21 protein-coding genes and 1 tRNA gene are annotated in these 19,248 nt (G+C 70.1%); 8 read left to right on the top strand and 14 right to left on the bottom strand.

Going from position 1 to position 19,248, the window contains the following annotated elements; all coding sequences use genetic code 11:
• Positions 1–7 precede the first annotated feature (7 nt).
• Both EDD93_RS18480 and EDD93_RS18475 read right to left on the bottom strand, forming a co-directional pair.
• A complete protein-coding gene (locus EDD93_RS18480; RefSeq protein WP_123526181.1) occupies positions 8–307 on the bottom strand; it encodes a hypothetical protein in 300 nt (99 codons plus the stop codon).
• A gap of 282 nt (positions 308–589) precedes the next feature.
• Complete coding sequence (locus EDD93_RS18475; RefSeq protein ID WP_123526180.1) at positions 590–793, bottom strand: hypothetical protein; 204 nt, start codon at positions 791–793, stop codon at positions 590–592.
• A 132-nt stretch (positions 794–925) separates the two neighbouring features.
• Here EDD93_RS18475 and EDD93_RS18470 point away from each other — a divergent pair, with 132 nt between their 5' ends.
• From EDD93_RS18470 to EDD93_RS39615, 3 genes are all read left to right on the top strand, one after another.
• Positions 926–2,110, top strand: a complete 1,185-nt coding sequence (locus EDD93_RS18470) for a helix-turn-helix domain-containing protein (protein ID WP_123526179.1) — start codon at positions 926–928, stop codon at positions 2,108–2,110.
• Between the two features lie 376 nt (positions 2,111–2,486).
• Positions 2,487–2,729, top strand: coding sequence for a hypothetical protein (locus EDD93_RS18460; RefSeq protein ID WP_123526177.1), 243 nt, complete (start codon positions 2,487–2,489; stop codon positions 2,727–2,729).
• Positions 2,726–2,884, top strand: a complete 159-nt coding sequence (locus tag EDD93_RS39615; RefSeq protein ID WP_185092364.1) for a hypothetical protein — start codon at positions 2,726–2,728, stop codon at positions 2,882–2,884. Before EDD93_RS18460 ends, EDD93_RS39615 begins: the two co-directional genes overlap by 4 nt.
• Before the next feature lie 106 nt (positions 2,885–2,990).
• Here EDD93_RS39615 and EDD93_RS18455 read toward each other — a convergent pair whose 3' ends face one another.
• Both EDD93_RS18455 and EDD93_RS18450 read right to left on the bottom strand, forming a co-directional pair.
• The gene (locus tag EDD93_RS18455) at positions 2,991–3,227 is read right to left on the bottom strand and encodes a helix-turn-helix domain-containing protein (RefSeq protein WP_123526176.1); all 237 of its coding nucleotides are present in this window, start codon (positions 3,225–3,227) and stop codon (positions 2,991–2,993) included.
• A 500-nt stretch (positions 3,228–3,727) separates the two neighbouring features.
• Positions 3,728–3,799 (bottom strand) — tRNA-Val (locus tag EDD93_RS18450).
• Between the two features lie 264 nt (positions 3,800–4,063).
• On the opposite strand from EDD93_RS18450, the gene EDD93_RS18445 reads away from it, so the two are divergent.
• The 4 genes from EDD93_RS18445 (at position 4,064) to EDD93_RS18430 (ending at position 7,392) form a co-directional block, all read left to right on the top strand.
• Positions 4,064–4,834, top strand: a complete 771-nt coding sequence (locus tag EDD93_RS18445) for a DUF4097 family beta strand repeat-containing protein (protein WP_123526175.1) — start codon at positions 4,064–4,066, stop codon at positions 4,832–4,834.
• 71 nt (positions 4,835–4,905) lie between these two features.
• The gene (locus tag EDD93_RS18440; RefSeq protein WP_123526174.1) at positions 4,906–6,300 is read left to right on the top strand and encodes a hypothetical protein; all 1,395 of its coding nucleotides are present in this window, start codon (positions 4,906–4,908) and stop codon (positions 6,298–6,300) included.
• A gap of 158 nt (positions 6,301–6,458) precedes the next feature.
• Positions 6,459–7,085 (top strand): DUF4383 domain-containing protein, encoded by a 627-nt coding sequence (locus EDD93_RS18435; RefSeq protein ID WP_123526173.1) that lies wholly within the window; start codon positions 6,459–6,461, stop codon positions 7,083–7,085.
• A gap of 85 nt (positions 7,086–7,170) precedes the next feature.
• The gene (locus tag EDD93_RS18430; RefSeq protein WP_123526172.1) at positions 7,171–7,392 is read left to right on the top strand and encodes a zinc ribbon domain-containing protein; all 222 of its coding nucleotides are present in this window, start codon (positions 7,171–7,173) and stop codon (positions 7,390–7,392) included.
• A 57-nt stretch (positions 7,393–7,449) separates the two neighbouring features.
• Here the strand turns inward: EDD93_RS18430 and EDD93_RS18425 are convergent, their stop codons facing one another.
• The 4 genes from EDD93_RS18425 to EDD93_RS18410 all read right to left on the bottom strand — a co-directional run bounded on the left by EDD93_RS18425 (position 7,450) and on the right by EDD93_RS18410 (position 13,153).
• Positions 7,450–8,109: an O-methyltransferase gene (locus EDD93_RS18425; RefSeq protein ID WP_123526171.1), complete on the bottom strand. Its 660-nt coding sequence runs from the start codon at positions 8,107–8,109 to the stop codon at positions 7,450–7,452.
• Between the two features lie 122 nt (positions 8,110–8,231).
• The gene (locus EDD93_RS18420) at positions 8,232–9,074 is read right to left on the bottom strand and encodes an HAD family hydrolase (RefSeq protein ID WP_123526170.1); all 843 of its coding nucleotides are present in this window, start codon (positions 9,072–9,074) and stop codon (positions 8,232–8,234) included.
• On the bottom strand, positions 9,071–11,797 hold the full coding sequence (locus EDD93_RS18415) for a phosphoribosyltransferase (RefSeq protein ID WP_260255768.1): 2,727 nt from the start codon (positions 11,795–11,797) through the stop codon (positions 9,071–9,073). Before EDD93_RS18415 ends, EDD93_RS18420 begins: the two co-directional genes overlap by 4 nt.
• Before the next feature lie 192 nt (positions 11,798–11,989).
• The gene (locus EDD93_RS18410; protein ID WP_123526168.1) at positions 11,990–13,153 is read right to left on the bottom strand and encodes an HpcH/HpaI aldolase/citrate lyase family protein; all 1,164 of its coding nucleotides are present in this window, start codon (positions 13,151–13,153) and stop codon (positions 11,990–11,992) included.
• Between the two features lie 221 nt (positions 13,154–13,374).
• On the opposite strand from EDD93_RS18410, the gene EDD93_RS18405 reads away from it, so the two are divergent.
• The gene (locus EDD93_RS18405; RefSeq protein ID WP_123526167.1) at positions 13,375–14,214 is read left to right on the top strand and encodes a TerD family protein; all 840 of its coding nucleotides are present in this window, start codon (positions 13,375–13,377) and stop codon (positions 14,212–14,214) included.
• Positions 14,215–14,239: 25 nt separating this feature from the next.
• Here the strand turns inward: EDD93_RS18405 and EDD93_RS18400 are convergent, their stop codons facing one another.
• The 6 genes from EDD93_RS18400 to EDD93_RS18370 all read right to left on the bottom strand — a co-directional run bounded on the left by EDD93_RS18400 (position 14,240) and on the right by EDD93_RS18370 (position 18,873).
• Positions 14,240–14,974, bottom strand: a complete 735-nt coding sequence (locus EDD93_RS18400) for a Tellurium resistance (RefSeq protein ID WP_123526166.1) — start codon at positions 14,972–14,974, stop codon at positions 14,240–14,242.
• A 173-nt stretch (positions 14,975–15,147) separates the two neighbouring features.
• Positions 15,148–16,302 (bottom strand): DUF475 domain-containing protein, encoded by a 1,155-nt coding sequence (locus EDD93_RS18395; RefSeq protein WP_123526165.1) that lies wholly within the window; start codon positions 16,300–16,302, stop codon positions 15,148–15,150.
• Positions 16,303–16,372: 70 nt separating this feature from the next.
• Positions 16,373–16,948 (bottom strand): TerD family protein, encoded by a 576-nt coding sequence (locus EDD93_RS18390; protein ID WP_073735863.1) that lies wholly within the window; start codon positions 16,946–16,948, stop codon positions 16,373–16,375.
• A gap of 113 nt (positions 16,949–17,061) precedes the next feature.
• The gene (locus EDD93_RS18385; protein ID WP_123527849.1) at positions 17,062–17,637 is read right to left on the bottom strand and encodes a TerD family protein; all 576 of its coding nucleotides are present in this window, start codon (positions 17,635–17,637) and stop codon (positions 17,062–17,064) included.
• A gap of 150 nt (positions 17,638–17,787) precedes the next feature.
• Positions 17,788–18,246 (bottom strand): peroxiredoxin, encoded by a 459-nt coding sequence (locus EDD93_RS18375; RefSeq protein WP_073735864.1) that lies wholly within the window; start codon positions 18,244–18,246, stop codon positions 17,788–17,790.
• A 189-nt stretch (positions 18,247–18,435) separates the two neighbouring features.
• Positions 18,436–18,873: a DUF3052 domain-containing protein gene (locus EDD93_RS18370; RefSeq protein ID WP_123526164.1), complete on the bottom strand. Its 438-nt coding sequence runs from the start codon at positions 18,871–18,873 to the stop codon at positions 18,436–18,438.
• Positions 18,874–19,248: the final 375 nt, after the last annotated feature.

Genomic DNA, 19,248 nt, shown 5'->3' with positions numbered 1-19,248 from the left:
GGCGGGATCAGGCGACCGGTTCGAACGAGGCGGCGAGCGCGCCCCGGATGTGGTCGGCGGTCTCGTCGGACACGGTGACCCAGTAGTCAACGTCCACGTCGCCGGGGTTGTTCACCAGGAGTTCGGGCCGGGTGGGCTGTCGGTCGAGGATGATGGCCGAGTCGTCGTCGGCGAGGCCCTGCACGAAGGCGCTGATGGCCTCGTGTGCCTCGCGCTGGGTGAGGCCGTACGTCTCCATGGCCTCGTCGCACAGGTCGTAGGAGATGAGTCCGCGGCCGGTCATGCCCTCGAAAATGTCGGTGGTCATGGTGTGCCCCTTCCCTGGTGCCAGGCGGTTGCCCGTGGCGATGACTCAACCTTGCCCCACGTGGGGCGAAGTTGTCAACAAGGCCGCCTTGCCATTTGCCGGACAGCGACCGCCCACCCGGCTACAGTGGTCACATTGCTCCCCGCGGATGCGGGGATGTCCCGTGCATGAACTCGCGTTGCGTACGGACTGGTAGCTGCTCCCCGCCACTGCGGGGATGAACTGAAGCGCCCCCTGTCCCGGCTACGGCCGGTGGCAGGGGGCGCTTCGTCGTGTCCGGGGTCAGTCGGTGCCGGGCTCGGGGTGTCGGACGATGCGCTTCAGCTCCCGCTCGACGTCGTACCTGCCCTGCCCGGTCGCCTCGGCGTACGCCGTGATCGCGGCCTGGACTCGGGCTGCGGTCGCGACCGTCAGCCGTCCCTCTTGCTGCTCGGCCCAGGCCGCGCGCTCCAGCTCGATGAGCTCATCTGTCAGTTCGATTGCCACGGCCGGATCGTACGACGGCGGCTCCCGGAAACCGCGATGGCCCCACCGTCGCGGGGAAGGTGGGGCCATCGGAAGTACCAGCGGCCTCGGCGGCGGGTACCGTTCTGGTGTCGAGTCAGAACGGAGTTCAGTATGCACGCTCTGCCCCATGACCACACCGGCGCACGCATCAAACGGCTGCGCCTTGAACGCCACCTCACGCAGAAAGCCCTGTGCGACCTCGCGCAGATTCCCTACTCCACCCTTACGAAGACCGAGCAGGGCATCCTCCCCCCGTCGCCGCACCTCATCGCGAGCGTGGCCCGCGCGCTGCGAGTCGAAATCGCCACGGTCACCGGCCAGCCCTACGCCACCGAACTCCGAGCCGATCAGCTGGACATACTGATCCAGCCGATCCGCGAGGCACTGGACGTGTACGACCTCGGGCCGGACCCGGAAATCCAACCCCGCCCGCAGCAACTGCTCCAGGACGACGCCGAGCACCTGCTCGTCGCTGTCCGCGCGGCCGAGATCAAGCAGACCGCTACGCAGCTCCCCGGCCTGCTCCTCGAAGCGACGACGGCGGCACACCTGGCCGGCACGTCCGAGGGGTGGCTGCTCCTCGCCTCGTACTACCGCACCGCGTACGACGTCGCGTCGAAGCTGGGCTACGCGGACCTTGCGACGATCGCCCTGTCGCGGATGGAGTGGGCGGCCGAGCGCGGGTCCGGCGCCGTGGTGGGCGGCATGTACCGGTACATGCGCGCGCTCACCTACCTGCGGGCCGGGCAGTACCGCACCGGGGACCGGCTGATCCGGATGGGGCTCGGGATCCTGGAGCAGTCCGACCCGGGCCGGGAGCGGGACGTTCTGACCGGGCAACTCCATCTCGGCGCGGCGGTGATGGCCGGACGGGCACAGGATCGGGCGGCAGCGGACGGCCATCTTGCGGAAGCGGAGCGCATCGCGGCCGCGACGGGCGACGCCTCGGACGTCCACTGGCTGTCCTTCGGCCCGACGAATGTGGCCGTACACCGGGTCAGCGTGCTGGCCGAGCTCGACGAGTACGGGCAGGCCGCACAGATCGGTCAGACCATCACCGTGCCGAAGGCGTGGCCGGCCTCGCGGAAATCGCACCACTTCGCCGAGTTGGCGCGGGCCCAGATGTGGGACGGTTCGCTGGATGATGCGTTCGCGAATCTGCTGCGGGCGAGGCGGGCGGCGCCGCAGCAGGCGAGGTACCACCAGACGGTCCGCGAGACGTACTCAGGACTGGAGGCGGCGAAGCGCCAGCTGCCGGACAGCTTCCTCTCCTACGGCTCCTGGCTGGGCGCCTGACTCTGCGTCAACCCTTGGCCCCGACTATCACCATCCCGTGATAGTCGGGGCCTTGTTGTGCCCCCACCATGGCATCACCAGCCAGTGACGGCGTGATGACCAGGGGCGATGTCGAGATGATGACTCTCAAGGTGTACGAGGTGAGCCGGGCAGGCACCGTCCGTGTGGTACGGCCACAGTCCGAGGTCGCGCCCGTCACGACGGTGGACCGCAGCGCGGCATACCCGGACTGCGAGTGCCCGCGCCACCGGCCGGCAGGAACTGACGCCGCATACAGGGTGTTCCTCGCGCACACCACCCAGTGCGCCGCCTGCCGGGCCGGGGCCGCGTGCCCCACCTCGGCGACGCTCGGCCGCGCCTGGCGGGAGGCCCGCCGATGAGCCGGTCGGTCATGCGGTTCGTGGAGTGGACGATCGGCGCCCCCCGCGGCGAGGCGCCTCGGCCGGTCTGGCGCATCCGCTGCTGCGCCCCCGGATGCGAGGAGGAGTCCGACCCGAGCCCCTCGCACCTCGCCCCGGACAACTGGGCACTCCAGCACGCCGGCCGGACCGGGCATACGGAGTTCGAGGAGCTCGTGCGCTGTCGCCTCGTCGCGACCCCGAAGGAGGCGATCCGGTGATCTGCGACCACTGCGACCAGCTGATGCGCCCGGACGAAGCCGAGCCGATCCCCATGTACGCGGCCACGGGGGCCGGGACCACCATCTACGTCCACAAGGTCCCGTGCACCAAGTCGCGGGCGCACCCGGTGTCGTACCCGACCCGCCGGGCCTAGACCTCCCGCTGCCGCCTGTCCTTCCACAGCAGGCGGCAGCGGGCGCCTATCCGTGTGACGACCCCGCGGATGGGGAGCCCCGGCCCGCAGGGGCGGGCCGGGGCTCCTACCCCCGCACGAGGTCGGCGAGGTCCACGCCGATCGCGTCGGCGATCAGGAGGAGGTGATCGAGCAGCGGAGACGTGTGGCCCTGTTCCAGCCGGTTCACCGTCTTCCGGTCAAGTCCGCATCGGCCGGCCACTTCCTCCTGAGTGAGGCGCGCGGCGACGCGAGCGGCTCGGACGCGGTCCCCGATGGCCCGGCGGCGGGTGGGTACCCAGTCGGGTAGGGGTTCGGTCGGCACCCCGTCAACGCTCTGGCCTGCCGAGATCTATGTCAGTACCATCGATGGTACATATTTGATCATGAACTTTCCGGGCTCTGTCCCGGTCACTACCTGCGCAATGGCGTTCGCGTGTCCGCCAGATTGCGCCGGATGGCGCTATGACTCGGTCAAGGCGCCCCGCCCCGCGCCCAAACGGGCGCGGGGCGGTCTACGTTGGGCAGCAGAAGACCCCCGCCGAGTCTCACGGCGGGGGTCTCGCTTCTGCGGGCCAAGCCTCCCCGCTCGGGCACCGCAGAATCCGGGAGGCGCGTGTCAGGCGCGCGCGGGGAGACACACCTGCCCCTCCCATGCGCCGCACTCTACGGTGTACCGCCCACGTTTCCACTCCCTCTATCGGGTGACGAGAGAGCGCGATCCCGTGGGCACGTGGACTCTTAGTGGACTCTGAGCATGAAGCGGCCCCCCGGTCGCGATCGACCGGGGGGCCAAAGCAGGCTCTCACCTGCGGTTTCTTACTGTGGGCGCGGGCAGTTTCGAACTGCCGACATCTGCTTTGTAAGAGCAGCGCTCTACCCCTGAGCTACGCACCCGTGGATGAGGCAACAGCGTACATGGACTACGGCCCCTGGTCACAAACGGTTGCCGGGGGCAGCGGCCCGGGTGGTCCGGGGCGCTGCCGGGCCGCCGGGCAAGGGCGGGAGTCGGGGGATATCCCCACCCCGCATACGGTAGCGGTCCTGATTCCCCGGGGTGCCGTCGCACCCATACCGTGAGCCGGAACGCAGTACGGCGAACCGGCAGTACGGCGAGCCGACCGGCGCACCATCTGGGGGACGAACACCGTGGCACACCGCATGCGCACCCGCACCCATGCCCGCACACTCATCGCGTCCGGCGGAGCGGTGGTTGCCGCTCTTGTACTCTCCGGCTGCGGCGGGGCGGACACCGACGACGCGCCGGTCGAGCACAAGTCGTTCGCGTTCAGTGGGAGGACGCTGACCATCGAGACGGCCAACACGACGCTGGAACTCGTACCGGCCGACGTGAAGAAGGTCGAGGTGACCCGGCAGGTCGACGGGTGGGTGGTGCTGGGGAGCGGGCCCGATCCGCGCTGGGACATGGACGGCGGCACGTTGTCGCTGAAGGTGAAGTGCAAGGCCCTGATCAGCAACTGCGCGGCCAAGCAGCAGGTGAAGGTGCCGCGCGGGGTGGCGGTCACCGTGCACGGGGACAACGGGAAGATCGTGGCGTCGGGCTTCGACACCGCGCTCGACCTGCGCTCCGACAACGGCGAAGTGACCGTGCGCGACACCAGCGGGCCGCTGAAGCTGAACAGCGACAACGGCGGCATCGTCGCCGAGGGGATCTCCGGCCCGACCGTGCGGGCCGACTCGGACAACGGGGCGGTGCGGCTCGGGTTCACCGCCGTGCCGACGCTGGTGGACACCACCAGTGACAACGGCAGGGTCGTCATCGAGCTGCCGCCCGGCAGCACCTCGTACGCGGTGACCACCAGCGCCGACAACGGGAACACGTCGGTGGAGGTGCCGCGCAGCGGCAACAGCTCCCATGTGGTGAAGGCCCGGAGCGACAACGGCGAAGTCAAGGTGCGAACCGCGAACTAACCGGCCCGTGTGTTCGTCCTTACCTGGTGGGAGAATGTACCGGGCAGGGCGAATCGGCACGGGAGAGGGATGTGACGGCGACACACGCGAAGCCGCAGGCGAGAGCGGGTGCGAGTTCCGCCGTCAGAGACGTCCCTCGGGGCCGTGGGGTCCGTGACGTCCTCGGGTTGATGCTGCTGCCGGTGCCGCTGCTCGCGGGCGTCCTTTCGGGTGCCTTCGCAGGGGGCGGCACGCGGCGCTGGTTCGGCGGGCGCGGGGAGGGGCAGCGGGCGGAGGCCCAGGCGGCGAAGGATGCCGCCGCCGAGGCCTTCTACGAGCTGGACACCGCCCAGCGCGATCTACAGATCTCGATCGAGACGATCACCGCGGTGGACAGCTCTCCGGCCGCGCGCAAGGCAGTGGACGACTTCGCCGCGCTCGGACGGTCCATCGACGCGGCCAGCAGCGCCTACATCACCGCCGTGGACGCGCACGATCTGGACCGCGACGATCTCGAACCGTCGATCGCGACGCAGGCCAAGGCTCAGCTGTCCTCCGCCAAGAACGACCTCGTACGGGTCAAGGGCGAGCTCGACCGGTACGCGGCCGGTCTGGGGCCGCTGCTCGGCAGTGCCGAGACCCAGCTCGCCCGGCTCGCGCCCGCTGTGGAGCGGGCCCGGCAGGCGCTCCTGTCCGCGAGCAATGCTCTCGACGCGGTGCGGGAGTCCGGACTGCGAGCGGATGAGCTCGCCGCCCGGCTTGCCGCCCTCGCCCCCGAGCTGACCAAGCTCAACCAGGGGGCCGGCCGGCACGGCGTGGCCGAGACCCTCCAGCGTGCCGACCGGGTGCTGCGCGACGCCGAGGCGGTGCGGGCCGAGGCGGCCCAGTTGCCCGAGCGGGCCGCCGAGATCGATCGCCGGCTGGTCACGCTGCGTACGCGCGCCGAGGCCCTGACCACCCGGGCCGGCTCCGTCGAGCCCGTGCTCAGCGAGTTGCGGCGGCGGTTCTCGGCCGCCTGCTGGCAGGACCTCCAGCCCGTTCCGGAGCAGGCCGCGATCAATGTCCGCCAGGCCGAGGAGAAGCTGAAGGAGGCCGCGAAGGCGCGCAGCGAGCAGCGCTGGGCCGATGCGACGTCGCGGCTGAGCACGGTACGGGCCCTGCTCAATGCCACCGATGAGGCGGTGTCCGCAGCCGGTGACCGGCTGCACCGGCTGAACGAGGTGGCCAAGGACCCGCAGCAGGAGATCCAGCGGACCCGGTTCGCAATCCGGGACGCCCAGCGGCTGGCCATGGCCGGGCGCAACACTCCCGAGCCGCGCCACGCCCGCCCGCTGGACGACGCCGTGGCCCGGCTCGACCAGGCCGTCAGCGGCCTTGAGGGGCGCCATCCCGACTACTGGCACTTCCTGACCGTCACGGAGGGTGTCCGCAAGACCGCCGCGCACGTGGTCTCCGAGATCCGCGAGGAGCGTGGAGCCGGAAGCTGAGGTCGCTGAAGTAGCTGAGGTAGCTGAGGTAGCCGGAGTAGTTGCAGCAGTTGCAGCAGTTGAGCGCTGCTGTGGGTGCGGTGTGCTGACGCGACGGTCCTGACGTGCGCCGCATCCCTCATGGAGCGATCCTGGTAGTGGCCGAAGGAGGCTCCTCCATGGCGACCCATGCGCCCCATGCGACCCGTGTCCAGCGTCCCGCACGACGGCCCGCCGCTCACCGCAGGGCCACTCGGCTCGATGAGCACCTGCCGGTCGACCACCGCCTCAGCCGCGTCTACCGGGTGGGGGCCGGGCTGATGGGCCTGGTGCTGCTGGCCTTCGGCATCCTCGGGCTGATCGACAAGATCGGCTTCTTCAGCACCGGCGGCGACATGGTCGCCGGCCTCAGCACCAACGGCGCGCTCAGCGTGCTGTCGATCTGCGTCGGACTGCTGCTCTTCATCGGGATGGTGATCAGCGGCAACTTCGCCTCGACCCTCAACATGGTCCTCGGTGTCGCCTTCATCCTCAGCGGCTTCGTGGGCCTCGCGGTGCTGGACACCGGAATGAACTTCCTCGCCTTCCGGATCCAGAACGTGCTGTTCGCCTTCGTCGTCGGGCTGCTGCTGATGATGTTCGGGATGTACGGGCGCGTCAGCGGCGGGCTCCCGCACGACAACCCGTACTGGCGGACCCGCCACCCCGAGGAAGCCGCAGACGAGGAACGCCTCGGTCGGCGGCGGCAGAGTGCGGAGATGCCCGTCGTCGTGCGGCCGTCATCCGCATCCGGGCGGTGGCTGTAGGGCCGGTGCCAGGTACCGGCCCCGCAGCGCGTGCCCGTGACAGCGCCTCTGCCCGGGACCCGGGCTCTGCGGATAACCTGAGCGCATGCCTCGTTACGAGTACCGCTGCCGCTCCTGCGGAGACACGTTCGAACTCAGCCGCCCGATGGCCGAGTCGTCGGCCCCCGCCTCCTGCCCCGCCGGGCACGAGGACACCGTGAAGCTGCTCTCCGCCGTCGCCGTCGGCGGCGCGGCCGGTTCCGGGCCCGCGCCGTCGGGCGGCGGTGGCGGAGGCGGCGGTTGTTGCGGCGGGGGCTGCTGCGGCTGATCCTCCAGCCCCTGCGGCTCGCTACGGCCGCCTACCGCTTGTCTCCGCCCGCTACGGCTACCGCTTGCGCGACAGGGTCAGGCCGTCCGACACCGTGAGCAGCACGCTGTCCATCCGCGCGTCGGCGGAGACGTGGTCGTTGAACTCCTTGATGGCCGCCGCTCCGCCGGTCGCGTCCGGGTCCGTCACGCGGCCGTGGAAGAGCACGTTGTCCGTGGCGATGACGCCGTCCCGGCGCATCCGGGGCACCAGCTCCTCCCAGTAGGGGATGTAGCTGCCCTTGTCCGCGTCGAGGTAGGCGAAGTCGATGTGCGGCTCGGCGGGCATCGCCCGCAGCGTGTCCAGGGCAGGGGCGATCCGCAGGTCGATCCTGTCGGCCACGCCTGCCTTCTCCCATGCCTCGCGGCCGTACGCCGTCCACTCCTCCGAGACGTCGCAGGCGATCAGCTTTCCGTCGGCGGGCATGGCCTGCGCCATCGACAGGGCGGAGAAGCCGGTGAAGGTGCCGACCTCCACGATGTGACGGGCCCCGGTCAGCCGGACGAGGAAGGCCAGCAGCGGGCCCTGCTCCTCGGCCGACTGCATGCCCGCGTGGTCGGGGAGACGGGCGTACGTGGTCTCGACGAGCTCGCGCTGCACCGCGTCCAGCGGCGGATTGTGCGCCAGCATGTACGCGTAGAGCTCGTCAGTGATCTTGGTTTCGTTGCCCTTGGTCATCGCACAACTCCTTGCTCGGCCACGTGCTCCCCCGGCGGGCGGGAACGCGGCGACTGTAGCCGCCGGACGCAGCCGGTTCGAGCCGGTGCGGCGGCGCGGCGGGCGACACGGTCCTCGGTCGGTCAGGCGGCCTGGCCCAGGCTCGACGCGCGCAGGAGGAGGCGCCGCAGGATCTCCTCACCCGCGGCCACGCCCCGCTCCGCCGTCGCCTCCACGTGCGGGGCGCTCCACCCCGCGTCGGCCAGTTCGCCGTGGCCGGGGCGCCAGCCGTGGTCGGCGGCGAGCAGCAGGTCGGCGTCCAGGAGGGAGTCACCGGCGGCGAGCGTGAGCTCGGCGCCCGTACGGCGGGCCACCTCGCGCATCGCCGCGCTCTTGGTGAGCGGCCTCGGCACGACGTAGATCTTGCGGCCCTGGAGCGAGACGGACCAGCCGCGCGGCTCCGCCCACTCGGCCAGCTCCTGGCGCCAGTCCGGGGGCAGCTGGGCCCGGTCGACGACGAGGTAGGCGAAGAGGTCCTCGGCGACCCGCTCCTTGAGCAGCCAGGCGGGGTCGGCCGCGGACACGAGGTGGGCGCGGACCTCGGCGAGCGAGGCGCACTCGTCGGCCAGCCGGCCGGCCACCGTCCGCTGCCAGTCCGGGTCGGACTCGCCGTCCACGAGGATGTGTCCGCCGTTGGCGCAGATCGCGAACCGGGGTGCCGGCCCCGGGAGATGGATGCGGTGGTACTGCTCGCGGGTGCGGGTGGTGGTGGGCACGAAGACCGTGGCGGCGGCCAGTTCGACGAGCAGTTCCGCCGCCGCCTCCGTGACGTACGAGAGCGGTTTGTGGTCGTACACCTCGACGCAGAGGAGCCTGGGGGCCTCCGCGTCCGGCATCGGGAGCTGGAGTGCGGCCGCCGAGTAGATGAGGGTGCGGTCGAGGTCGCTGGCGACCAGCGTCACCGGGGAGGGAGCGTGGGCGCTCACTTGGACTCCACCGCCTTGCCGTCCGCGCCGGTCGCGCCGCGCGTGTACTTGGGGTGGATCAGCCCGACGCAGGTGTACGGGAGTGCGTCGACCTCCTCGACCGGGACGCCGCGCTGTTCGGCCAGCAGCCTGATGTGCTCCAGGTCCGCACCGGCGCCGCGCTTGGCGAGGATCTTCCAGGGGACCCGGCGCAGCAGGACCCGGGTCGTCTCCCCGACGCCCGGCTTGACCAGGTTCACGTCGTGGATGCCGTACTCCTCGCTGATCCGCTCCACTGCGGCCCAGCCCTCCCAGGTGGGTGCGCGGTCGGCGGTGAGCAGTTCCTTGGCATCGGCATCGACCGCGTCCGCGACCTCGCCGAACCGGTCGGCGATGGTGTCGAGGAAGTGGCCCGAGACATCCGAACCGGCGAGCTCGCGGTAGAACTTCGCGCCGTGGAAGTCGTCCGGTCCGACCAGGTCGGAGCGCAGGACCGTACGGGAGATCAGGCCGGACACCGTGGAGTTGAGGCAGGCCGAGGGGATCAGGAAGTCCTCGCGGGTGCCGTACGTACGGACGCAGCCGCCGGGGTCGGCCAGGACCGCGATCTCCGGGTTGAAGCCCTCGGTTCCGTCGGCTTCCTCGAACTCCGCGATGGCTGCGGCCAGTTCGCGGGTGATGGCGCCCTTGCCCGTCCAGCCGTCGACGAAGACGACATCGGCCGGGTTGTGGTGGGCGGCCAGCCAGCGCAGGGCGTTGGCGTCGATGCCCCGGCCGCGCACGATGGAGACCGCGTAGTGCGGCAGGTCGACGCCGTGCCGGTGGCGGGCCCAGCGGCGCATCAGTACGCCGACGGGCGTACCGGCCCGCGCCAGCGAGACCAGTACGGGGCGGGGGCCGCGCTCGGCGAGGACGGTCTCGGTGACGGCGCCGACAGCGCGGGCGATACGGACGGCCGACAGGTCCAGCGCCGCCTTGAACAGGTCCTGGTAGGCGTCGGACGGCTGGTACTCGACGGGCAGCGACTCGGCGTAGTGCGCGCCACCGCTCTGTATCGCCTCCTCGCGCTCCTCGGTGGGCGCCTCCAGCTCGGTGTCCGAGAGGTCCTGGAGCAGCCAGCCGACCTCGTCGGGCGCGTAGGAGGAGAAGGCGGGGCCGCGGAGGGGCTCGGGCAGCATGCGGGGTTCTTCCTGGCGGTCGGGGGCGTACGACGGAACGGGGGCCGCGGACGGCGCGGGCCGGCCCGCCGCCTCGGGTATCGCCTCTGTCGGTGTCGATGCCGTTATCGGTGTCGGGTGCTGTAGCGATGCCGGTGTCGGGTGCTGTATCGATGCCGGTGTCGGTGTGTACGAGGGCACCACCGCCAGGAGGACCTGGGCCGTGTGCGGGGCGAGCCGCGCCAGCAGTCCGTCGGGGGCGTGCAGTTCCGGCGTGTCCGCGATGGAGTCGACGACGGCCACCACGGCGTCGAACCCGGCGCCCGCGACGTTGTACGCGTACCGGTCACCGGGGCCGTCGGCCGGGTCGTCGTGGGCCGGGAAGACCAGCCGGGTACGTATCGCGTACCCGGGGTCGTCCACCGCGAGGACCGGGGAGCGGGTCGTGGTGGAGTAGCGGACCTCGGCGCCGAGGCGGTCCTCCAGAGCCGTGCCCAGGCGCAGGGGCGCGTACATCAGCTCCTCGAAGCCGAGCACCAGCACACGGCGCACCCCGCCTCCGGCCGGGACCTCGTCCCCCTCCGAGGGCCCGGCCAGCTCCGGCGCCCCGTCCGCCAGAGCTGCGGCGATCCGGTCCGCCATGGCGGGGAGGGCCGCCTCCAGCCGGGCGCGGTGCTCGGGGGTGAAGCCGTGCCTGCCGCCGTCGGGCACACCGGCGGGCCACCGGAGGTCCACCCGGGTACAAGGGCGGGCGGCGCCGGACGCGGGCGGCGGCGCCGCCGTCCCGGCACCCGGTGCCGAGTCCTGTGCCGCCTCCTCCGCCGCGACCAGCGCCTGCCCCTTCTCCAGGACGCCGTCCGGGAGGCGGACCGTGCCCGAGTTCCTCGCCACCAGGTCGACGCGGGCGCCGATCTCCGCCGCGAACTCGGCCAGCCGGCCCCGGTCGGCCGGTGAGCGCATGTCGACCAGGGCGACTATCACGTAGCGGTTGCGCGGGTAGCGCTCGTGCAGGGCACGGATGGTGTTGAGGACGGTGTTGCCCGTGGAGAACTCGTCGTCCACCAGCACGAGCACCGCGTCGGCCGAATCCGACGTACCGGCCGGACCGGGCCCGGCAGCCGCACCCGGCGTGCCGGCCGAACCCGCCGGGTCCGCGTCCCCCGCCAGCAGGTCCGGGTCCTCCGGCAGCAGCAGGTGCGAGGTGGCGTGCGAGTGCGACTCCTCGAAGCCGCCCGCCCGTGCCACGCCCGCCACGGGGCGGCGCGTCGAATGCAGGTACGGTGCCGTGCCGAGCCCGTCGGCGACCGCGTGGCCGAGGCCGGTGGCCGTCTCCGCGTAGCCGAGCACGACCGCGTGCCGCGCCCCGGCCTCCCCGAGCAGGTCCCGGACCTGGCGGCCGAGCTCAAATCCGGCGCCGTAGACCACCGAGGGGTACTGCGGCACATGCTTGCCGAGTACCTGGGACACGAGCAGATGTGCCCGCTTGGGGTTGCGCCGCAGGGCGAGGCCCAGCAGTTCCCGCAGTTCGCCGTCGCCCACGAGCTCGACGCCCAGCCGCTCCGCGACCCAGCTACCCGACCACACCACGTTCGCCGTCTCTTTCCTCAGCCGTGCGCCCGCTCATCGGACCGCACTCGGGGCCACGCCCATCCGTAACCGTCACCGGAACACCGGCACCGGGACCTCCATCACCGTCCCCGTCGCAGGAACACGTCACCGTCGCAGGAACACCGTCACCACCCGGTATGACGTCCCCGGACCAGCCTCACCCGAACAGCCTCATTCCGCGAGGCTCGCGGCCAGCAGATCCACGAAGCCGACGTCTTCCCTGGCCACTCCGAAGACCTCGGCCCGTTGCAGGGTGCGCTCGGCCCAGGCCCGGTGCGGCTTCACTTCGTTCATCTTGTTCGTGTACGCGGACCGCAGCACGCCGCCACCCCCGCTCTCCGGCCGCAGGATGTCCTGGGCGTCGCTGAACTCCTCGTGACTGACCACCGACAGTGCGTGCACGGGTGCGACGTGCGACGGGTGGATGCAGGTCTTGCCGAGCAGGCCGTTGGCCCGGTCCAGCTCGATCTCCCGCAGCAGGCCGTCCAGGTCGTGCTCGATCAGCGCGGTGCGCAGCTCCTCGGCCCGGCCCTCCAGGAAGGGGCTGCGGCGCAGCTGCGGCTTGAACATCCGCTCCTGGAGCCGGAAGTACTCCCACACCGGTCCGGTGATCGTGAAGCCCGTGCCGTCGGCCCGGCCCAGTACGTTGACCACGTCCGCGATGACGTCGCCGACGATCCGCACGTCGTACGCCGTCATGTCGGGCGCCCTGCGCAGTCCGTACGCCGAGCAGAAGTCGGTGACGCCGAGGCGCAGCGCGAGTACCCGGTCCCGGTACGAGCCGACGGTGGCGGCGATCTTGCGGAGGACTTCCCGCCGGGTCTCCAGATGGAGCAGCTCGGGCGATTCGAGCACGGGCATGGCGAAGAGCCGCCGGCCGCCGAGGCTCTCGGCCTTGGCGAGCGCCTCCATGAAGGGCACGCCACGCTCCTGCGTGAACTTCGGAAGTACGAAACCGGACAGAAGACGAGCGGAATCGCCGAGCCTGCGCACCAGGTCGGTGATCTGGTGGGGCTCGCGGACCCGGATGAAGAGCAGCGGCAGTTCACCGCCGCGCGCGGCGAGCTCCGCGAACTGTCCGACCAGGTTCTCCTCGGCGCCGGCCACCTCGGAGTCGTCGATCGAATCCTCCAGGCACAGCACCATGGAGACGACGCCCCGGCCGGCCTGTTTGATGACGTCGTCGGCGAGCTTCGGCCGGGTGGCGGGGCTGTAGAGGGTGGCTCCCAGCGCGGCCGAAAGCGTCCGGGCCGGCGCGTCGGCGTCGAAGGCGCTCGGCTGCCGGAAGAACAGGTCGTCCCTGACAGCCGGCGCAACATGCCCGAAATGACGCATTTGAATCCCCCCGTGCTACCTGACCGATCGGACAACGTGTGGCCGGTAATAGTACGTACGGCCGGGTGTCGGCAGTTCCCTGGCCGCATGAATTCCGGGTAACTCGTCCATTTAGCGATGGTTCCACAGGGTGCGGACGCGGCGCTTCCGCCATTTAGCCGGGACACGGCTCGCGACCCCCGCGTTGTCCACGGGGCCGGCCAGCAGGCAGGATGACCGCCATGACGCACGCGATGGTGAAAGGCTCGAACGTCCCACTCGACGCCATGGCCGTACGGGCCGTGCTGCGCTGGACCCCGGGCTCCGGGGTCCCCGACGTGGACGCCTCCGCCCTGCTGCTCGGCTCCGACGGCCGCGTGCGCTCGGACGAGGACTTCGTCTTCTACAACCAGCCGCGTCACCCCTCCGGCCTGGTACGACGGCTACCGAAGCGGAGTCTCGCCACAGGGCTGACGGACACCGTCGAGGCCGATCTGAACGCGCTCGACCCCACGGTCGACCAGGTGGTCATCGCCGCGTCGTCCGACGGAGCCTCTTTCGAACAGGTGCGCGACCTGTCGATCATGCTCTTCGACGCGGCGGCTGCGGGCGGTGAGCCGCTCGCCGTGTTCGAGATCCGGCCGGAGACCGGCGCGGAGACCGCGATCATCTGCGGCGAGCTGTACCGGCGCGGGGATGGCTGGAAGTTCCGGGCCGTGGGACAGGGCTACCCGACCGGTCTGGTCGGGCTGGCCACCGCGTTCGGCATCTCGGTCGACGAGACTGCCGCGCCGTCCGGGCCCGAGCCGGCCTCGCTGCCGCCCGTGCCGGCCTTCCCGCCCGCACCGGCCCCCGACCCGGACGCGCAGCTCACCGTGCAGCACCAGCAGCCCGCGTACGGCTATCCGCAGCCGGCCACGGCCCCGCCCGTGCCCGCCGCGCCGCAGCCCGCCTACGGCTACCCCCAGCCGGCCTCCTCGCAGCCCGCCTACGGCTATCCGCAGCCCGCGGCGGCGGCAGCACACGCGCCGGACCCGAACTTCGTCCTGCCGCCGCAGGGGCCGCAGTTCATACGCCCCTGAGCAGCGCCGAGTACCGGCAAAGGTCCTACGTCCGGGACTTGTAGCCACGTCCCCACTGCATCCCGTACCCGTACAGCCGGTCCAGCTCCGACTGGAAGCCGTAGACGAACTTCACCTCGCGCCGCACGATCAGTTCGTCCTTGACGTTCTCCACCGTGAACACGGCGCAGGAGCGTGCCTGCGGGGCCCGCTCGTCCAGCTCGATCTCGATCCGCGGCCCGTTGCCCGGGTAGAGCGTCACCTTGGCGTGCGTGCGGTCGAAGGCCGGGGTCTGGTCGTAGATGTAGACGAAGAACAGCAGCCGCTTGATCTGCTCGCGCTGGTCGAGGTTGACGTAGACCGTCTCGCCGGACGGCGCGCCGAAGCGGTCGTCACCGCTGAGCCTGATGTAGGGCGGCGCGTTCAGGTCACCGATCAGGTTGCCGAGCGGCTGCACTACACCCTTGGTGCCGTCCGCCAGCTCGTACATGCAGCCCAGGTCCAGGTCGACGTTGACCACGCCCTGGGTGTGCGCCTGGACCACATCGGGCTTGAAGAGCCTGAGCGGCCGCAGCAGCCGGCCGCTCTGCCGCGACCGGCCCTCGATGTCGGAGGTGCGCATCCGCCAGGAGAGGTTGACCCGGAGGTTGCCGGTCAGCGCGCCCTGTTTGGTCAGCGAGACCGTGGCGTGCCGCCGGGAGAGCACGATCGAATTGGTGGCCGCGCTGCCCGACTCGAACTGTGCTTCCCGCCCCGGCCACAGGTTGTCCCAGAACGCCATCCCCAACCCCCACACATATCGGCCCTGCCGGATATCCGGCCCCGCACCCGCCGCATGCGGCGCACACGACGCACGCACCGCTGCGGGGCGGCTCCGGGCCGGGTCCGGGATCTCCCCGAGGACCTCCGCCGTACGAGCCGCCCCGCAGAGAGCGTTCCTCATTCCCTACCGGGTCACACCCCGGCGGGCACTTCAGACGTGGAACCGCCGTCCCCGCCGCCGCCCCCGCCGCCTTCGGCCTCCAGGGCCTTGTTGCGCCGGACCGAGGACCAGAAGGACCAGCCGATCAGGATGACGCCGACGGAACCGGTGATGAGCTCGTGGATCTCGTACTGGATCGTGACGAGCAGGATGACAGCCAGCGCGCCGATCGCGTAGTGGGCGCCGTGCTCCAGGTAGACGTAGTCGTCCAGGGTGCCCTGGCGGACCAGGTAGACCGTGAGCGAACGGACGTACATGGCGCCGATACCGAGACCCAGGGCCATCAGCACGATCTCGTTGGTGATGGCGAAGGCGCCGATGACGCCGTCGAACGAGAAGGACGCGTCGAGCACTTCCAGGTAGAGGAACATGAAGAACGCGGCCTTGCCGGAGAGAGCGACCGCGGAGAGCTTCTTGCCCGTGCGCTTGGCCTCTTCCTCCTGCTCGTGTTCGCGTTCCTCCTCTTCTTCGAGCTTGTTCTCGAAGTAGCCCGAGAGGCCGCCGACCACGAGATAGGTGATCAGACCGGCGACGCCGGCGAGCAGCACCGTCTCCGCCTTGTCAGCGTGTCCGCCGCCGTGCTGGTGCGCGTTGGCCGCGAACGTCAGGGCCGAGATCAGCAGGACGATCAGCGCGATGCAGACCGACAGCATGTCGACCTTGCCGAGCTTGGCGAGCGGGCGCTCGATCCAGCGCAGCCACTGGATGTCACGGTCCTCGAAAATGAAGTCGAGGAAGATCATCAAAAGGAACATCCCACCGAAGGCGGCAATCGCCGGGTGGGCGTCCGTGACCAGTTCCTTGTAGCGGTCCGGGTCATTGAAGGAGAGATCAATGGCCTCGATCGGTCCCAGCTTGGCGGTGACGGCCACGATCACGACGGGGAACACCAGCCGCATACCGAAGACCGCGATGAGCACACCGACCGTGAGGAAGATCTTCTGCCAGAAGGCACTCATCTTCTTCAGGATTCCGGCGTTGATCACCGCGTTGTCGAAGGACAGCGAGATCTCCAGGACGGTGAGGATCGCCACTACCCCGAAGGCCTCCCACCCCCCGTAGAACCACGCTGCGACCAGGCCGATCGCGGTAATCGCGAGCGACCAGCCGAAGGTTTTCAGAAGCACTGGCTACCCCATCATTTATGTAACGGGTCTCCCCCGGTGTGTACGGGGCTCCCCCGCGCCGAGCGCGGCTTTACGAAACGTTGACCCCGAAGTCTAGAGCGATGCCCCGCAGTCCCGACGCGTACCCCTGCCCCACCGCACGGAACTTCCACTCGCCGCCGTAGCGGTAGAGCTCGCCGAAGATCATCGCGGTCTCCGTCGAGGCGTCCTCGCTCAGGTCGTAGCGCGCGAGTTCCTGGCCGTCGGCCTGGTTCACCACCCGGATGAACGCGTTGCTGATCTGCCCGAAGGTCTGGCCCCGGCTGTCGGCCTCGTGGATCGAGACCGGAAAGACGATCTTGTCGCAGTGGGCCGGCACCTGGGTGAGGTTGACGATGACGGACTCGTCGTCGCCCTCGCCCTCACCCGTGAGGTTGTCACCGGTGTGTTCCACGGAGCCGTCGGGACTCGTGAGGTTGTTGTAGAACACGAACCATTCGTCGCCGAGCACCCGGCCCGACTGGCACAGCAGCGCGCTGGCATCGAGGTCGAAGTCGGCCCCCGTCGTGGATCGTGCGTCCCAGCCGAGCCCGATCAGTACCTGGGTGAGATCGGGTGCGGCCTTGGAGAGGGAGACATTGCCTCCCTTGGCGAGTGTGACGCCCATGGTGTGTGTCCTCCCCGAGTGGATGAACCGTCTGTTGAGCGCGTCCGGCGCCGCACGGGGTGCGGCGCCGGACGGGGACGTGCTGCGGCCCGGAGGGCCTGCTGGGGCCTGTTCTAGACGTTGACGCCGAAGTCCTGCGCGATGCCGCGCAGACCCGAGGCGTAGCCCTGGCCGATGGCACGGAACTTCCACTCCGCACCGTTGCGGTACAGCTCGCCGAAGACCATGGCGGTCTCCGTCGAGGCGTCCTCGCTCAGGTCGTAGCGCGCGAGCTCGCTGTTGTCGGCCTGGTTGACCACGCGGATGTACGCGTTGCGCACCTGGCCGAAGCTCTGCTGGCGCGACTCGGCCTCGTAGATCGAGACCGGGAAGACGATCTTGTCGACGTCGGCGGGGACACCGGCCAGGTTGACCTTGATGACCTCGTCGTCGCCCTCGCCCTCACCGGTGGTGTTGTCACCGGTGTGCTCGACGGAGCCGTCGGGGCTCTTGAGGTTGTTGAAGAAGACGAAATTGCCGTCGTTGCCGACCTTGCCCTCGGCGTTCGTCAGCAGAGCGCTGGCGTCGAGGTCGAAGTCTCCACCGGTGGTGGTACGAGCGTCCCAGCCCAGACCCACGATGACCGCGGTCAGGTTGGGCGCGGCCTTGGTCAGCGAGACGTTGCCGCCCTTGCTGAGGCTGACTCCCACGAGTCCTCCCATTGGTTTCATTGGGGGCCGGCCGGTGCCGGCGCCTCCACGTTGCGTTGGCATCGGATCAACGAGTGGATCCTAGTGACCGGTTCCCGGCCAAAACAGGCTTTTGGCCGGGGGTCGCCACGAGATCCCCCGGATCTCGGATCAGAGAGTGCCCAGCGCCTTGACGTAGTCGTTGAGGTCGCGCGCGTCGGGCAGGCCGTTGACAACGGTCCAGCGCACCACGCCCTCCTTGTCGATGATGAAGGTGCCGCGCACCGCGCAGCCCTTCTCCTCGTCGAAGACGCCGTACGCCCGCGAGGTCTCGCCGTGCGGCCAGAAGTCCGAAAGGAGCGGGTACTCCAGGCCCTCCTGTTCGGCGAAGACGCGCAGGGTGTGGATGGAGTCGTTGGAGACGGCGAGCAGCTGCGTGTCGTCGTTCTCGAACGTGGGGAGCTCGTCGCGCAGGGCGCAGAGCTCACCCGTGCAGACGCCGGTGAAGGCGAACGGGTAGAACAGCAGCACCACGTTCTTGGCGCCGCGAAATTCGGAGAGCTTCACGGTCCGGCCGTGGTTGTCCTTCAGCTCGAAATCCGGGGCCTTGGTGCCGACCTCGATCGCCATGAAACGCGTCCCTTCGCTACGTCGCCGGGCTGGGCTGTCCGGGTGACTCCCACCCTACGCAGAGGCCCGTGGCGGGCGTGCGGCGCCCGCAGGAGCTTCACCCTGCGGGGACCGGTTCCCTCAGGGGGTATACGAAGGCCCCCGGGCGGCGTGCTGCCGCGTCGGGGGCCTTCAGTGGCGAAATGCGGTTCAGCGCTTGGCCTTGGCCACCTTCGGTGTGGCCAGACGGCTGCCCGTCCAGTCCTTGCCCGCACTGATGCTCTTGGTCTGGGCGAGACCGGCCGTCTGGGCGGCCTCGTTGATGTCGCTCGGCTCGACGTATCCGTCACGGCCGGTCTTCGGCGTCATCAGCCAGACCGTACCGCCGTCCTCGAGCAGACCAATGGCATCCACCAGCGCGTCCGTAAGGTCGCCGTCCTCGTCGCGGAACCAGAGCAGGACGACGTCTGCGACGTCGTCGTACTCCTCATCGACGAGTTCCTGGCCGATAGTGGCCTCAATGCCCTCACGGAGCTCCAGCTCGACGTCGTCGTCGTAGCCGATCTCCTGGACCACCTGTCCGGGCTCGAACCCCAGGCGTGCTGCCGGGTTGGTCCGCTCCTCCGCGTGGTCCGCGGTCGCGCTCACGGGTTGCCTCCTGATCATGTTTCGGAAAATGCTGCAGCCACGCGCGTACGCGGGGCGTTGGCCGTAGTCCACACGGGAGCGGCGGATCGCGCAAGTACCCAGCGCACGAGACCGCCTAAACGGTGACGTTTCGTGCCACGTCGCCGCACTGTCGGCGGGTCCGCTGCTGGGGCCTGTACGACCCTCCACACCCTTTACGTCCTTGAACAGCTTATGCCGTTTCGGTCCGGCAATCGGAGTCGAGCAGTGTTTGGGAACACTTGGACGCCTTGGGCGTATGGTTGCGGTTTCTCCCGACCCATCCTGCCCGACCAGCCCTCCCGACGCGTCCTGCCTCCCGGATACCCGCTCCGCCGCAGCCCATCCGGGTCTTGG

Origin of the sequence: Streptomyces sp. 840.1 (genome assembly GCF_003751445.1) — a bacterium.
Lineage (GTDB): Bacteria > Actinomycetota > Actinomycetes > Streptomycetales > Streptomycetaceae > Streptomyces.
The sequence above is the reverse complement of the archived record's forward strand: the minus strand, read 5'-3'. Positions and strand labels throughout refer to the sequence as shown.

What these genes read in the sequence shown, in the direction of transcription:
- EDD93_RS18470 (WP_123526179.1), top strand. Translation starts at nt 926, where the DNA reads ATGCACGCTCTGCCCCATGACCACACCGGCGCACGCATCAAACGGCTG.
- EDD93_RS18400 (WP_123526166.1), bottom strand. Translation starts at nt 14,974, where the DNA reads ATGGCGTTCTGGGACAACCTGTGGCCGGGGCGGGAAGCACAGTTCGAG.
- EDD93_RS18410 (WP_123526168.1), bottom strand. Translation starts at nt 13,153, where the DNA reads ATGCGTCATTTCGGGCATGTTGCGCCGGCTGTCAGGGACGACCTGTTC.
- EDD93_RS18375 (WP_073735864.1), bottom strand. Translation starts at nt 18,246, where the DNA reads ATGGCGATCGAGGTCGGCACCAAGGCCCCGGATTTCGAGCTGAAGGAC.
- EDD93_RS18480 (WP_123526181.1), bottom strand. Translation starts at nt 307, where the DNA reads ATGACCACCGACATTTTCGAGGGCATGACCGGCCGCGGACTCATCTCC.
- EDD93_RS18435 (WP_123526173.1), top strand. Translation starts at nt 6,459, where the DNA reads ATGGCGACCCATGCGCCCCATGCGACCCGTGTCCAGCGTCCCGCACGA.
- EDD93_RS18405 (WP_123526167.1), top strand. Translation starts at nt 13,375, where the DNA reads ATGACGCACGCGATGGTGAAAGGCTCGAACGTCCCACTCGACGCCATG.
- EDD93_RS18390 (WP_073735863.1), bottom strand. Translation starts at nt 16,948, where the DNA reads ATGGGCGTCACACTCGCCAAGGGAGGCAATGTCTCCCTCTCCAAGGCC.
- EDD93_RS18430 (WP_123526172.1), top strand. Translation starts at nt 7,171, where the DNA reads ATGCCTCGTTACGAGTACCGCTGCCGCTCCTGCGGAGACACGTTCGAA.
- EDD93_RS18460 (WP_123526177.1), top strand. Translation starts at nt 2,487, where the DNA reads ATGAGCCGGTCGGTCATGCGGTTCGTGGAGTGGACGATCGGCGCCCCC.
- EDD93_RS18425 (WP_123526171.1), bottom strand. Translation starts at nt 8,109, where the DNA reads ATGACCAAGGGCAACGAAACCAAGATCACTGACGAGCTCTACGCGTAC.
- EDD93_RS18445 (WP_123526175.1), top strand. Translation starts at nt 4,064, where the DNA reads ATGCGCACCCGCACCCATGCCCGCACACTCATCGCGTCCGGCGGAGCG.